At 70.3% G+C, this 12,939-nt stretch carries 12 protein-coding genes and 2 pseudogenes; 5 read left to right on the forward strand and 9 right to left on the reverse strand.

Annotated elements, in window-relative coordinates; translation table 11 throughout:
• Positions 1–399 precede the first annotated feature (399 nt).
• Together K4G64_RS34480 and K4G64_RS34485 are read right to left on the reverse strand one after the other, a co-directional pair.
• Positions 400–969 carry a hypothetical protein gene (locus K4G64_RS34480; protein WP_221759845.1) on the reverse strand — a complete coding sequence of 190 codons (570 nt, stop codon included), beginning with the start codon at positions 967–969 and terminating at the stop codon, positions 400–402.
• Positions 970–1,143: 174 nt separating this feature from the next.
• Positions 1,144–1,855, reverse strand: a pseudogene (locus K4G64_RS34485) (polymorphic toxin type 5 domain-containing protein).
• Between the two features lie 146 nt (positions 1,856–2,001).
• Between K4G64_RS34485 and K4G64_RS34490 the strand changes: the two are divergent.
• Together K4G64_RS34490 and K4G64_RS34495 are read left to right on the forward strand one after the other, a co-directional pair.
• Positions 2,002–2,190: a hypothetical protein gene (locus K4G64_RS34490; RefSeq protein ID WP_221759847.1), complete on the forward strand. Its 189-nt coding sequence runs from the start codon at positions 2,002–2,004 to the stop codon at positions 2,188–2,190.
• Positions 2,191–2,374: 184 nt separating this feature from the next.
• Complete coding sequence (locus K4G64_RS34495) at positions 2,375–3,505, forward strand: tetratricopeptide repeat protein (RefSeq protein WP_221759848.1); 1,131 nt, start codon at positions 2,375–2,377, stop codon at positions 3,503–3,505.
• A 26-nt stretch (positions 3,506–3,531) separates the two neighbouring features.
• Here K4G64_RS34495 and K4G64_RS34500 read toward each other — a convergent pair whose 3' ends face one another.
• From K4G64_RS34500 to K4G64_RS34530, 7 genes are all read right to left on the reverse strand, one after another.
• Positions 3,532–7,038 (reverse strand): CHAT domain-containing protein, encoded by a 3,507-nt coding sequence (locus K4G64_RS34500; protein WP_221759849.1) that lies wholly within the window; start codon positions 7,036–7,038, stop codon positions 3,532–3,534.
• A gap of 45 nt (positions 7,039–7,083) precedes the next feature.
• On the reverse strand, positions 7,084–8,058 hold the full coding sequence (locus K4G64_RS34505; RefSeq protein WP_221759850.1) for a hypothetical protein: 975 nt from the start codon (positions 8,056–8,058) through the stop codon (positions 7,084–7,086).
• Positions 8,059–8,065: 7 nt separating this feature from the next.
• On the reverse strand, positions 8,066–8,455 hold the full coding sequence (locus K4G64_RS34510) for a hypothetical protein (protein ID WP_221759851.1): 390 nt from the start codon (positions 8,453–8,455) through the stop codon (positions 8,066–8,068).
• Between the two features lie 69 nt (positions 8,456–8,524).
• Positions 8,525–8,863, reverse strand: coding sequence for a hypothetical protein (locus K4G64_RS34515; RefSeq protein ID WP_221759854.1), 339 nt, complete (start codon positions 8,861–8,863; stop codon positions 8,525–8,527).
• Between the two features lie 82 nt (positions 8,864–8,945).
• The gene (locus tag K4G64_RS34520; RefSeq protein ID WP_260461378.1) at positions 8,946–9,569 is read right to left on the reverse strand and encodes a hypothetical protein; all 624 of its coding nucleotides are present in this window, start codon (positions 9,567–9,569) and stop codon (positions 8,946–8,948) included.
• Between the two features lie 270 nt (positions 9,570–9,839).
• Entirely contained in the window at positions 9,840–10,409 is a 570-nt protein-coding gene (locus K4G64_RS34525) for an NADPH-dependent FMN reductase (protein ID WP_221759852.1), read from the reverse strand.
• A 68-nt stretch (positions 10,410–10,477) separates the two neighbouring features.
• Entirely contained in the window at positions 10,478–10,951 is a 474-nt protein-coding gene (locus K4G64_RS34530; protein WP_221759853.1) for a VOC family protein, read from the reverse strand.
• Positions 10,952–11,315: 364 nt separating this feature from the next.
• Between K4G64_RS34530 and K4G64_RS41195 the strand changes: the two genes are divergently transcribed.
• The 3 genes and pseudogenes from K4G64_RS41195 (at position 11,316) to K4G64_RS41205 (ending at position 12,033) form a co-directional block, all read left to right on the forward strand.
• Positions 11,316–11,702: a glycoside hydrolase family 30 beta sandwich domain-containing protein gene (locus K4G64_RS41195; RefSeq protein ID WP_308122568.1), complete on the forward strand. Its 387-nt coding sequence runs from the start codon at positions 11,316–11,318 to the stop codon at positions 11,700–11,702.
• Positions 11,681–11,728 (forward strand): annotated as a pseudogene (locus K4G64_RS41200) (hypothetical protein); the annotation flags it as partial. The gene K4G64_RS41195 and the pseudogene K4G64_RS41200, both read left to right, overlap by 22 nt.
• Complete coding sequence (locus K4G64_RS41205; protein WP_308122569.1) at positions 11,722–12,033, forward strand: RICIN domain-containing protein; 312 nt, start codon at positions 11,722–11,724, stop codon at positions 12,031–12,033. The pseudogene K4G64_RS41200 and the gene K4G64_RS41205, both read left to right, overlap by 7 nt.
• The last annotated feature ends 906 nt before the right edge of the window (positions 12,034–12,939 follow it).

Genomic DNA, 12,939 nt, shown 5'->3' on the forward strand with positions numbered 1-12,939 from the left:
CCGTAGATCCCTTCCGACCAGCGAGATTCCGTCGTGCTCGACCTGGGGACCGTGGACGGCGTCGGCAGCGATGCAGAACAATCTCGCAGCCTGGCTCACGTATGCCGTGACGGCGGGTGGACCAGGGCCCGCCGTGCGACGACGGCCTCCCTGAACTGGGCATCAACGATCACGACGCGCTGGTACTACCACCATCAGCACCTGCACAGCAGGTCCCAACCAAGATCAATAAGCCCGCGCGACAGCTACCACCACACCTACCGGTCCCCGTGCCCGTGACAGGCCACCTGCGAACGTACCCAAGAGCTTGAAGCGGCCCCGGCTTCCCGTCTCGCATCGCTCCCGCCGATGATGACGGGGCGGCGATCTCCTTCGCTCCTCGCCACGAGTCACACCACCTCAGGTCGTTGACTGACCGTGACGGTGTTCCTCCGACGGCATCGAGTCCCATTCGGTATGGGCGCCGTCGCGCGGCACCATGAACAACGGACGAGACCGCAGGACCTGCCCGACGAGTTGCCCGCGCATGACGACCCCGGGATCGTCCGGTCCTGCGTATCCCTCTGGCGTGTAGCGAAAGTGTCCGTCCACCGTCTCGGCATGGGCGATTTCCTCGCTTTCCAGTTCCCGTAGATCCCTTCCGACCAGCGAGATTCCGTCGTGCTCGACCTGGGGACCGTGGACGGCGTCGGCAGCGATGCAGAACAATCTCGCAGCCTGGCTCACGTATGCCGTGACGGCGGGTGGACCAGGGGCCGCCCCACGATGGACCTCGATCTTCCACGTCGGCGAGAAGATCGCGTGGTCCCGTGGGCAATCGCCCACCCTTGTCCGGCCGAGAACCTGAGCCGCCTCGACCACTTCATCGACAGTCATGCCGAACCGGAGTGGTCCGACGCCCACCTTGGGTGCGTAGGACCACTCAACCCTGTCGGCGACTCCGGAATCGGCTTCGGCCTTGAACGTCATAGTCGCTCCATGGAGACACCTGTGATCTTGCCGCCCCCATCATGTCAATCGCCGACCAACAGCCCAGTGCCGCGCGGTAGGGGGTGAGTCGCAGGCAGCAGGAGTCCTTCGAGGAGGGGCAGTTCGATGCAACCGCAGATCACGAGCTGCTGCAGCAGTCCAAGCGTGATGCCCTCATACCGCAGGGCCCACTCGGCCAAGCCCGCCCAGCTGCGGCCCAGCCGCTTCAGAAGGCAGGAGGCTCGACGACAGGGGCTGCCGACACCGTGCCCGCCGGCAGTTTGCCGTGGGCGCCTCCCACAGCCGGGCCGTCGGGATGTCCACCGGATAGCCCTCGATGAGCACCGCCGGCTTGCTGGTCACCGACCCGGATGCCTCGGTGAAGCCGCTCATCCGGTTCAGGTCGCCGGTCGGGATCGGAGAGCGCGTAGCGGCCACGCATCGGCCGGCCCGAGCGGGCGATGAAGGAGCCCTTCTGCCACTGACCGTCCGCGTCGAGGAGGAAGTCGAGCAGTGACTTCTTTCCCGGGGCCCGTTGGGCCAGCAGTAGTCTGCGCATGGCCTCCATGAACGCCGACTTCGAGGAGTAGTGCGGTAGCACGCTGGCCTTCAGCGTCACCGGAAGGGTTTCCTCTGCGGAGGACACTGCGGACGGCAGGCTCTGCTTTCGCAGGGTGCTCCAGGCGCCCATCTCCTGGCCCACCTCTTCGGCGGTCATCGGCGTCGGGCACTCGCCCCACATCCGCAGGAATGCGTTGGTCTCCTGCTCGCTGAGCCCCAGCATCCGGGCCTGCGACCGGACGGGGCTGCGGGGACCGGTCGATGGACTTCGCCACTTCGTCGAACACCTCACCCGCGGTGACATCGACCCGCCCCTCCGGCGCATGTTTCCAGCCCTCGTCGACCCCGGCGTGCAGTTCCCTCTCGCCCAAGCAGACCAAGTCCTCCCCACCGACGCGGGGGTGTTCCGGCCGCCGACGTCTCGTAAGCCAGGGGTGCGATCTGGGATGGCCGAGCTGCGGGCGAGCGGCTGTGGCGCGTTCCGCTGGCGGGGGCCGAACGCGCCGGGGGGCCGAGACGTTCCTGACCGAGGAGTACGGCCGGTTGCGCATGGTGGTGGCGGTGGGCGACGGCCGGCTCCTGCTGACGACCCGCGAGACCGACACATGGGGGACGCCCGTTCCCGGTGACGACAGGATCCTCCGGCTGGACGTGCGGTGAGAGGTCGGACGCGCGGGGGTGGACCGCCGGTGGACGGGGAACGACTCCCTCGGTCGACGAAGGAGTGGGGATGACCAATACGGACAGGGCGGGTCGAAGCAGGTGGCCGTTCCGCCGGCGCGGACGGGGCACGCACTCGGGGACGGAGAACCCGGCCCCACGGACTCAGCACTCCGCGGCCCCCGTGCCCGGGCCGCCACCGGCACCGGACGGGGCGACCGACGAGGGTGAGCTGGAGGGCCTGGGCTCGTACCGGATCACCCATCACGAGGGCGAGAACGGCATCCCCGTGATGAATGTGGAGCTCTCGCTGACGGCGTCCGGGATGACGCGCATGAAGCTGGGACACCTCGCGACCGAACACGGCCCGCACCATCCGGAGGTCGTACGGCTCTCGTTCGAGCTGGCCGAGCAACTCCGCCAGGAAGGAGAGTTCAACGAGGCTGAGGAGGTCTTCCGCTGGGTCGTGGCGGAGCGCAGGGCGGATTTGGGGCCCGCCCACCCGGACACCCTCGCGGCGCAGACCGCTCTCGCCTCCCTGTTACGGGACCGTGGACGGCCCGAGGACGCGGAGCGGCTGCGCCGTTCCGTCTTCGCCCAGCGCGAGGCGACATTAGGCCCGGACCACCCGGACACGCTCACCGCCCTCGGGGATCTGGCCCTCGTCGTGCTCGCCCTGGGGCGGCACGAGGAGGCGGAGCGACTGGCGCGCACCGCGCTCGAACGCCGGAGGCGGCTACTGGGGCCCGAGCACGAGGACACGCTCGGCAGCCGGAACACCCTGGCCGGGGTGTTGCGAGCCCGGGGCGCGCTGGAGGAGGCCGGAGCGCTCTACCTCTCGGTGCTGCGCGACGCCGAGCGGCTGCTGGGCCGGAAGTCGGAGCTGACCCTGACGGCCCAGATCAACCACGCCGCCGTCCAGTACCACCTGGGGCATGTCGCCCAGGCCGCGCGGTCGATGCGCGACGCGTTGCGCCAGTCGGTGAAGATCAAGGGCGCCGGCCACCCGGACACCCTCTCCGCACACGCCACCCTGGGCGCCATGCTCCAGGCGCTCGGCAAGGTCGAGGAAGCCGCGGCGGAGCTACGGGCGGCCGTCGTGGGCGTCGAGCGGTTGCACGGCCCCGACCATCCGGACGTCCTGGAGTACCGCACCAGCCTGGCCGCCACCTTCTTCAACGCGGGCCGGCACGCCCAGGCCGAGGAGGAGTGCCGCCTCGTCGTCGCCGGCTACGAACGGCTCTACGGCACGGCCGACTCTCGCACGGCGGAGGCCCGGGAGAACCTGCGCATGGTCCGCGCCGCTCGCGGCTAGGAGACGAGGCCGGCGCGACCGGGCGCTCAGGGACCGATGTGGATGTGCGCTCCCCACAGCGACGGGAGCAGCGGATACTCCGTGTGCGCCTGCCGGACGGCCGCGTGCAGCGCGTGCGCGGCGCCGCGCGGGAGCCGGCCGTAGAAGGACTGGGCTATGCGCGGGGCGATCTCGTCCGTCACGGGCCACAACGTGCCCACGACATGGCGGTATCCGGCGAGTTGGAATGCGCTGGTGATGTGGATCGCCTCGTCCGCGAGCTCGGGGCGGGTCCCGGAGGTGGAGCAGCTGGAGAGGTACGCCAGGCTGGCTCCCGACGGCCGCAGGGCAGAGATGTCGGCGACGGTCAGCGCCCTTTCGATGTGGTCGTGGGTGAGGATGCGCGAGGCGGAGGGGTCGTGCGGGTCGGTAACGGCGTGGCAAACGAGATGGACGTGCGGGCTGGAGCGCAGGCCCTCCCGGACCCGGTCGCGGGTGGCCTCGGCGCCGGTCAGCAGGGTTGCCCGGGTAGGTCCGGGCAGCAGCGTCCGCACCTCTTCCGCTTCGTGTGGGGCGTTCGGCAGGGGCGCTGCCCCCGGCGTGTCGCGGATGGCCACGACCAGGGGCCGCCGCGCGTCTGACGGGGCGGGTTCGGGACGTCGGCGCGCGTGGTGCAGGGCGCCGATGGTCGGGGTGTAGGAGGAGACGGCGAGGTCGAGTGCGCAGCGCGGCCGGTCCCGGTCGGCCCGGGCGCCGTGGTAGCCGGCGGCGTGCAGCGGCAGGAAGGCCAGCGTGCCCTGCGGGCACCACCAGACCCGCCGGGGCGACTCCCCGGGGGCGGGCGGCTCGGTGTGGCCGAGACGCTGGAGCACGGGTCCGGTGACGGTGTCCCACAGCCATTCCAGTACGCCGGAGAGGGTCTCCTGCGCGGACCAGATCTCCTCTAGGCAGGCTCCGGGCCGGGAGGCGGCGCGGGTGGCGTCGAGGAAGACGGCCACCTGCTCGGCCACGGTGCCGGAGCGCACCTTCAGCGGCAGGACGTCGATCGTTCCGTCGGCCACGATGACGGCGTCGCAGCGGATGCTGATGTTGAGGAGCACGACGGGTCCGTCGCCCGCCTGGCGGAGGATCTCCTCGGCCGGGGGCGGGCGCAGGAAGCCGTCAAACCCCGGCAGCGCCCGGATCCGGCCCAGCAGGTGCTGCCATGCGGCGGCGTGGGCGCGACGCCGTTCGGCCGCCTGTTCGGTGGTGGCCGTCGGTACGGAAGGCCCGGCCGGCTCGCCGGACTCCTCCTCGCGCAGCCGCAGGAACTCGTCGGCCAGAGCGGGTGCCTTCCGGCGCAGGCGGTCGAGGTCGAGGTCGCGGGTGCGCAGCAGCCGGCCGAGGAGAACCCCCCTTCCGTGTTCGAGGACTTCCAGGGCTTCCTGGGGTCGTCCGGCCTGAAGGGCGTAGGCGGCGGCCTCCGCCGCGATGCCGGGCAGGCGGGCCAGAGCGTACTGCTGGTCGCTGCGGGTGAGGCTGCGGGTCGCCAGCTCGGGCAGCAGCGACGTGGCCGTGCGCAGGGCGCGCCACGCCGTGTCCCAGTCCTCCAGTACGCCGGACACCTGGCCCCACGTGACGTGGGCGGCGAGCCGTTCGCGCACCGGGGCGGAGGTGACCGTGGTGATGTCGCGAGCGGCGGTGAGGGCCTCGGTGAGCAGGTCACGGTTCCCGGTCCGCAGGTGCAGGCTGTACAGGCACTCGGCGAGGGCCGTGCCGGGCTTGCTCCGGTCGGGGTCGTCGCGGGGGCGGTCCCGCACGACGGTGCGCAGGAGGGCGACGGCCTCCTCGAGGTCGGTGAGGTCGTGGCTGATCTCGTAGCGGCTGCGCAAGGACTGGGCGAGGTTGTAGCCGGTCACTTCCCGCTGGGTGGGGAGCAGGTTCATGGCGTGGCGCTGCAGGCCGATCGCCTCGTCCAGGTCGGCCGGTGTGCCGCCGGCGTGGTCGAAGCGGGCGAGGAGGGCGCGGGCGAGGTTGCTCATCGCGGCCGTCCGCTGCTGGGGGTCGGCGGCGTCGAGGGCCTGCCGGAAGGCGCCGAGCGCCGGGCCCAGCGCCTGCGGACGGGCGGTGTGGAAGAACCGGGCGAGGTGGGTGTCGCCGAGCAGCATGAGGACGACCGGACGGTTCGCGTCCCCCTCGGGCAGTACCAGAAGGGCTTGGCGGCACAGTTCGGCGCACCGGTCGAGATCCGTGATGTCGCCGTGGACGCCGAAGCGCTGGTTCAGGCCCGCGGCGAGGCTCGCCTGGTGGAGGGCTCGGTGTGCCGCATCCAGGCCGGCCCCGGTGGCCAGCGCGTCGCGGTGCACGGTGATCGCTTCTTCGAGGTCGGTGAGGTCTCCGCGCGCCGAGTGCCGGGTCCGCAGGGCGCCAGAGAGTTTGGTGCGCAGGCCGCAGGCGTTGTGGTGCCCGATACCGGGCGTGTCCACGGCCGCTCGGAGCAGGGCGACGGCCCGGTCCAAGGAGGCGGCCTCCCCGGTCAGGTCGTACCGGGTGTCGTACGCCGATCCGAGTATGCCCGTCAGCACGGCGCCTTCGGCGCTGCCGGCAGGTCGGCCCGCGACGGCGCGCCGGAGTACGGCGATCGCTTGGTCGGCGAAGTGGGGCCGACCGGTCCTGACGGCCCGGTCCAGGAGCGCGTCGGCGGCGTGCAGTGCGGCCTCGCCGTGGTCGGTGGTGCCGGGGTCGGTGTTCGCGACGGCGCGCAGGCGCAGGGCGATCACCGTGTCGAGGTCCTCCAGCTGGCCGGTGGTGTCGTAACGGCCCTGTACTGCCTGTGCCAGGGCGTCGAGAAGGGCCTGCCGCTGCTGCGGGCGGCCGGCGGGCAGCAGGGCGAGGGCACGGGAGTGGGCCTCGATGGACTCGTCGCGGTGGCCAGGGTCCCGGGTCGCCTTGTGGAGCGCACCGAGCGCGGAGCCGAAGTTGACCAGCCGGATCGCGAGGTCCTCCTGCTCGGCCTCGGGCGTGAGCCGTACGGCCTGGCGGTAGAGCGCCACGCACTCCTCCAGGTCACCCCGGTCACCGGTCAGGAGGTTGCGGTCGAGGAGCGTCTCGGCAAGACCGGCCAGCTGGGTGGCGGCCTCCAGCCGGGCGCCCGGTCCGCCGGACAGTGCCCGCTGCTGCCACTCGACGGACTCGTCGAGGTGAGCGGGGTCGCCGGTCTCTCCGTACAGCCGGCGCAGGGCGCGTCCGAGCCCGTAGGCGTAGGCGGGCCGGTAGGGGTGGTCGGCGGGAGCCTCGGCGAGGGCCTGGCGGTACAGGACGACGGCGTCCTGCAGCGGGCCGGAGGCGCCGGTCTCCTCGTACGTCAGTGCCTCGGTGTAGGCGAGGTTCCGGAAATGGACGTGCCGGTCGGGGGTGTGCGGGCCGAGGGCGGCCACGGTCGTGTGGAACGCGAGCCGGGCCCGTGCGAGGGCGGCGGGGTCACGGGAGCGGATGTAGTCGTCGAGTTCCCGCAGCCCGCGCTCGTGCAGAGCCCGGACGCGGTCGTTGCGGCGGTGTTCCCCCATCGCTGCCATGGGGCCACGGTAGGGCGCTTCGGCCCGGGCCGGTGCCTCAACGGGTCATACGGCGGGCGGTACTTCGGGGTGCTCGTAGGTGTCCGGCGGCGGCAGCCCCTGTCGCCAGGACGCGCAGAGGGCCGAGGCCCGGGCGCGCTCCTCGGCGAGGCCGGCCGGCAGCGGAAGGTGCAGAGCCCGCAGCAGGTCGAATCGGTGCAGGTCGAACGCGGTGTGTACGGCGTCTCCGTAGGCGACGGCCGCCTGGACCGCTCCGTGGTAGGCGAGGCAGGCGACGGCCAGCGGGATCAGGGCGAGGGCCAGCCACCACCCACTGGAGCACAGCAGCACGGCGGCGGTGAGCGCGGTGGCTGCCCCGGTGACGGCGAGCCGCACGGCGCCGTCGAGGGAGTCGCGGGAGTCGTCGACGAGGGCGCGTGACCGGTCGCCGAGGACCGGGTAGAGCCGGGGCCAGGCCACCGCCGCGTCCCAGCCGTGGTCGCGTCCGGCGGTGTCGAAGGTGGCGGTCAGGACGTTGCCCAGGGCGGTGGGGCGGACGAGGTGGTCGGGCAGCGGGTAGCGGCGGCGCAGTCGCGCGGCGGCCGCACCGGCCCGCTGCACGGCGGCCGCCGTCACTTCCGCCGGCGTCGCGTCGCCCGTGGCCGGAGGCAGGACCGTACGGCGTTCGAGCCGGGCCTTGCGGCGGCGCTGCCGGGCGCGGCACAGCCCCGCGCCGAGGGCGTCGGGCCAGCCGCCCTGGAGCAGCCGCACCATGGCCAGTTGCAGGGGCTGGAAGACGACGGCGACGACGGTGATGCCGGCGGCGATGAGCACGATCTCGCCGACGCCGAGTCCGGCAGCGGTGCGCCAGGCGCGGCGCATGGAGAGGGCGCCTCCGGGGGCGCCCGCCCAGACCAGCCACAGGATGCTCAACGCCCCCGCGTAGGTGGGTAGGTAGGAGACGAGGAAGAACCGTCCGGAGCTGCCCGAGGCGAGGCCCGCGGGTGCCGTGGCGACGGTGGCGAGGCCAGCCTGGCTCATCCGCGGCTCACCGCAGTTCCATCGGCCCGTGGCCGTCCGTCTCGCACGTCGGCCGGTACCGCTCGTCGTAGAAGGCGGTCCAGGCCATCCGCTCGCAGGACGGGCAGCGGAAGGTCAGCAGCGTGTACTGAGTGGATTCGACCGGCTGGCGGCCACGGTCCTCCTCGCCCGCGCCCCGCACGAACCCGAGCGCGCGCACGGTGCTCAGGTGGGCCCGGGTGGTGACCCCGACGACCGTGCCGCCCACGACGAGGACCACATGGTCCGGCGTTGGCCGGGTCGCGAGCAGCAGGTCGAGCGCGTCGGCGGTGTCGTCCAGGGTGGCGCCGTCCGGCACCTCGAGCCGAGCCGCGCCGTCCGGCGCGACGCCCGGTCCCACCAGCATCGCGTACTTCATTCCAGCTCCCCCTACGGCTTCCGTTCAACTCCTCGGTCGGCTGCCAGTCTGCCCGTTCGGTGCGGTCGTTCAGACGGTTTCCTGTGGAAGGCGGAGGTAGTGGTTGGGCCATGGCGGCGGCCTCGCCTCGGCCGGAGAGCCGCCGCGGCGGGCACCGTGTACGACCCGGACACCGACGACGTCGTCCGGGCCGAGCTCGCCGCCGGGGCGGAGGCCGCCGCCGAACGGGAGGCTGCTGTACGCGATGCGCAGCGGATCGCCGCCCACGCCGACGAGCTCAAGGCACTGCGCGAGCACGGCGCCCTCGAGCAGACCGACCCCCGCGACGGGGACGAAGCCGTGCGCGGCGAACTGACCCGGCGAGCCGGCGGCTGCGTTGCGGGGCTCGGTCGACGGCGGCAGCCACACTCGCGTACGGCGTCCAGGCTCCTCTCGGCGACATGGACTGCACCGATGAGGTCCCCTGTCGTTCACCCGAGGTCGCCGCGGATCAGCAGCGGGTCGCCCCTTGCCGCTCGGCACTCCACCCAGCACGCTGAGAGCGTGGACGTGGCCCTCGAGGAACGCCTCCTGGCCGCAGGAGGCGAGGACGCGGGTGCACGGCCTTGCCCGAATACGACAGGCGCATCGCGAACACGAAGCAGGTGACCTGCTCACCGGCCAGGCATACCTTCACGTCGCCGAAGTCGACCTCCGCCTCGGCCCCCGGGCGGTGAGACTGCGGAATGAACGCGTGCACCACCCCGCGGCCGGCCTCAACAGCGATCTGGGGCCGCCGGTCTGCGACATACGCCCGCACCATCGGATAGGTCACCGCCTCCGCCCCGTGCTCGTCCAGGAGCTGGTCGAAGATCCGCTTGACCGTGTGACGCTGCTTGCGCGGAGCATCCAAATCCGCCCGGAGCATCTCGTCGATCAACGGCTTGTAGGCATCCAGACGGGTGCCACGCGGCCGCGGCTTCTTCCGCGGCTCCGGCCAGACCGACTCCAACGCGGCCTTCACCGTGCGGAATCCGACTCCGTGCTCACGCATCAAGGCCCGGTCCGACATCCCTGCCCGGGCATCACGGCGGATCGCCGCGTACAAGTCGACTTTGGACTTCGGTGGCGCCATCGCAGCCTCATCCCGCAGAGCACGTCCATGCTCCCACCGCAAGCCCCCGGGCGTTGCCAGAACTCACAGACATCGCCCTCCCACGAAACAAGGGGTTCTCGGCCCTGAGCGACGAGTGGTGTCGGATCCCGTCAACAAAACCACTCAGCGCCTGCACGCCGACAAGGCATACGACATCCCCCGCCTGCGGAAATGGATAGCTACCGACTACCGCCGCCCTGGCAACCTCGTCACCGACCGACCACTTCGCCGCCTTGCGCTGGGCGCCCCTCACCCTCGCGGCAGCACGGTCAGCACGCGGACGACATGCTCGCGGAACTCCGCCATGAAGTCGCTGAGGAACGCGCGGGTCGACTCGTCCCTGACCTCACCGTCATCGCCGAACACCTCCGGCGTGAACTTGATGTACGCCTCGGGCGCGGTCATCTGCCTGGCGTTGCAGAACGCCATCACCGCCCTCAGGCTCTGCTGGGCGACCGCGGTGCCGATCTGTCCGATCGAGGCGCCGATCATCGCGGCGGGGATGTGATCGAAGGAGTTCTGTCCCCAAGGCCGCGAGGCCCAGTCGATCGCGTTCTTCAGTGCACCCGGAATCGAGCGGTTGTATTCCGGCGTCACGAACAGCACGGCGTTCGACCGCGCGATCGCCGCCTTCAGGGCGAGGGCCTCAGCCGGGTAGTCGCTGTCGTAGTCAGGGCTGTACAACGGAAGATTACCGATCGGGATCTCAGTGAACCGCAAGTCCTCCGGCGCCAGCCGGATGAGGGCTTTGGACAACACCCGATTGACCGAAGTCGAAGACAGGCTGCCGACGAAGTAGCCGACGTCGTAGGTATCCATCAGACACACCTCACAAGGGTCGTTAGGAAAAAGCCTGCTTCTCAAAGACACCTTCCCGTTCGGACGCGTCAGATTTCGGCGTCGCTGCGTGCCAGGATGCCTTTGAGCAGCCCCGTGGCCTGGCCGACCTCGATGAGATAGCCGTCCGGATCGCGCATGTAGCAGCGCAGCTCGGCGCGTCGGTCGATAGGTGGGGTAAGGAACTCCGCCCCTTTGGCTTTCGCTGTGGCATAGAAGTCGTGGATGTCGGCCACACGTACGTTCAGGAAGCTGGAGACGGTGTTGGGGTCGTCCGGTGGACGCAGGACGACATCGGGTTTGTCATCGGTGGGCCCACCGCCTGGGTTCATGATGATCCAACTGTTGGCGGCCTTGATGATGCAGGGGTTCTCTTCCAGCACCACCCTTCCACCCAGTACGTCGGCGTAGAACGCCCGTGAGCGGGAGACATCGCTGACAGTGAGGAAGTGCGTGAGCACCATGCCCTCGGCCGGTGCAGGGAGGTCGTCGGCTGCGGCGCCGGCAGACGTGACGTCGGACATGTGTCGAGCGTATGGCGCGCATGACCTTGCGGCATTCTCAGGCAGTGCGCCTCTTCACCGGGAAGTGCGGCCGGCCGGTGGGGAACAAGGATCTCGGCCTCCTCATCATCGCTGGTCACGGGCGGTTACTACTCCATGATCACCTACTGGTGCCTCCCGCGTGAAGGCCCGACGTGAGCAACACTGGAGGCTCATCGGGCTGGGCCAAGAAGCAGCGTCTAATGCTGGATTCCTCTATGCGCAACGGTGGCGAGACGGTGATCAACTGGAACCTGGCGCTCGACCAGAACGGCGGGCCGCACCAGGGCCACTGCACGAACCGGGCAACGGCGTCGTCGAGATCAACGGCGACACGGTCACCCGCATGGTCGAGTACTGCGTCCTGGGGCACCTGTCCAAGTTCGTCGAACCGGCTGCCGTGCGCATCGGCTCCACCAGCCAGGGCGCCGACGGAGTGCGGAACGTGACGTTCGAGAACCCGGACGGCTCACGCGCCGCGTACGTGGTGAACTCGGCATCCTCCGCCCAGACGTTCTCCCTCACCGACGGGGGGAAGCCGCTGTCCTACCCCCTTCCCGCCGGGGCCGTCGCCACGTTCGTCTGGGAGCAGGACGGCACCACGCCGCCTCCGACCGGGACCGTCGACCCCTCCCGCTGGTACCAGGTCGTCAACACCCACAGCGGCAAGTGCCTGGACGCCACCGGCGGCGGACCGGAGACGGCACGGCCGTGCAGCAGTGGACGTGCCTGAGTGGCAACACGAACCAGCATTGGCAGTTCCTGCCGACCACGGACGGCCACGTGCGCGTGGTGAGCCAACGCCACGACCGCGGCCTGGGACGTCACCGGCGGCAGCGGCGCGACCCGGGGACGGCGCCAAGATACAGCTCTGGACCTACGGCGGGGCGGCGATCAGGCAGTGGCGTCCGGTCAACAGGGGTGACCTTGCCTGGGAGTTCACCGCCCGGCACAGCGGGAAGTGCCTCGACGTCACAGACCTTTCGACGGCTGACGGCGCCCGCCTGCAGCAGTGGACGTGCACCCACGGCTCCGCGCAAACCTTTCGACTCACACCCGTGTAAGCACCTGCCGCCGGGAAAAATCCCACAGGCCTCCCACATAAGTACGAGGAAAGGAATTGCGCGGGAGGCATGCCATTTCATGACGTGAGAGAATTTCCGGACACGTCGTTTGTCGAGGTGAAGTTCCCGGGTGATGCGATCGAGTATTCAAGCAATGAGCGTCGATGCGTTGCCACTGCCCCTGTCATATGCACCATAACGCTCAAGTCGTGCGATGGGTACCGAGGAGAACGGGTGACGCCATCGGTGATACGTACGTTGTGACGATGATCGCGACCGGCTGCCGGCTGCCGTGTGCCAGCCTGGACGAGGTGCTGTCCGGAGCTGCCTCGAAGCCCTTGTCAGGGGGTTGTTGCAGGTCGCTGGGGTGCAGCAGTGCTCGTGGCTGGACCCCCGGCCTCGTCCGTGGGGCGGGGCGGCGGCGGTGCGCAGTGCTGCGTACGCATGTTGTTCCGCAGCACCTCGACGAGGAGCCGACGGCGGCGCAGTTCGGTCGCGTCGGTGTGGTGCAGTCGCCGATGGGGGTCGGATAGGAATACGGAACCGATAGTGCAGAGAGATGCAGTCACGACAAACGTCCACACCGTGGCGTTCAACATAACTCCTCCGTGGCTTGTGAGCGAGTGCACCGTCAAGGGTGATTGATGCATGGACACAACTGAACGGGCAAAGCCGTGTCACGGTCTGGCGGCAAATTTCTATCGTTCGGTTCAATAGCCCTTTGCCGCGCCTATCAGTTTGTCGCCTTTCCGGAACGGACCGGAACAGTCTGGGCGGGGCCCCCCGTTATGTTCTTCGCGGTCCTGCAAGAGGGCCGCTGGCCTCCGGGCCCGGCATGACTGTTCCCCCCTGTCGAACCGATGACCTGGGGGGTGGTGTCACCGGGCCCGAGAGGCGCCGTTGGAG

It is taken from the genome of Streptomyces sp. WAC04114 (assembly GCF_019733245.1).
GTDB classification, from domain to species: domain Bacteria; phylum Actinomycetota; class Actinomycetes; order Streptomycetales; family Streptomycetaceae; genus Streptomyces; species Streptomyces massasporeus_A.

Coding starts and splice junctions, on each gene's coding strand:
- K4G64_RS34480 (WP_221759845.1), bottom strand. CDS start 969: ATGACGTTCAAGGCCGAAGCCGATTCCGGAGTCGCCGACAGGGTTGAG.
- K4G64_RS34500 (WP_221759849.1), bottom strand. CDS start 7,038: ATGGCAGCGATGGGGGAACACCGCCGCAACGACCGCGTCCGGGCTCTG.
- K4G64_RS34505 (WP_221759850.1), bottom strand. CDS start 8,058: ATGAGCCAGGCTGGCCTCGCCACCGTCGCCACGGCACCCGCGGGCCTC.
- K4G64_RS34510 (WP_221759851.1), bottom strand. CDS start 8,455: ATGAAGTACGCGATGCTGGTGGGACCGGGCGTCGCGCCGGACGGCGCG.
- K4G64_RS34520 (WP_260461378.1), bottom strand. CDS start 9,569: ATGGCGCCACCGAAGTCCAAAGTCGACTTGTACGCGGCGATCCGCCGT.
- K4G64_RS34525 (WP_221759852.1), bottom strand. CDS start 10,409: ATGGATACCTACGACGTCGGCTACTTCGTCGGCAGCCTGTCTTCGACT.
- K4G64_RS34530 (WP_221759853.1), bottom strand. CDS start 10,951: ATGTCCGACGTCACGTCTGCCGGCGCCGCAGCCGACGACCTCCCTGCA.
- K4G64_RS41195 (WP_308122568.1), top strand. CDS start 11,316: ATGGTCGAGTACTGCGTCCTGGGGCACCTGTCCAAGTTCGTCGAACCG.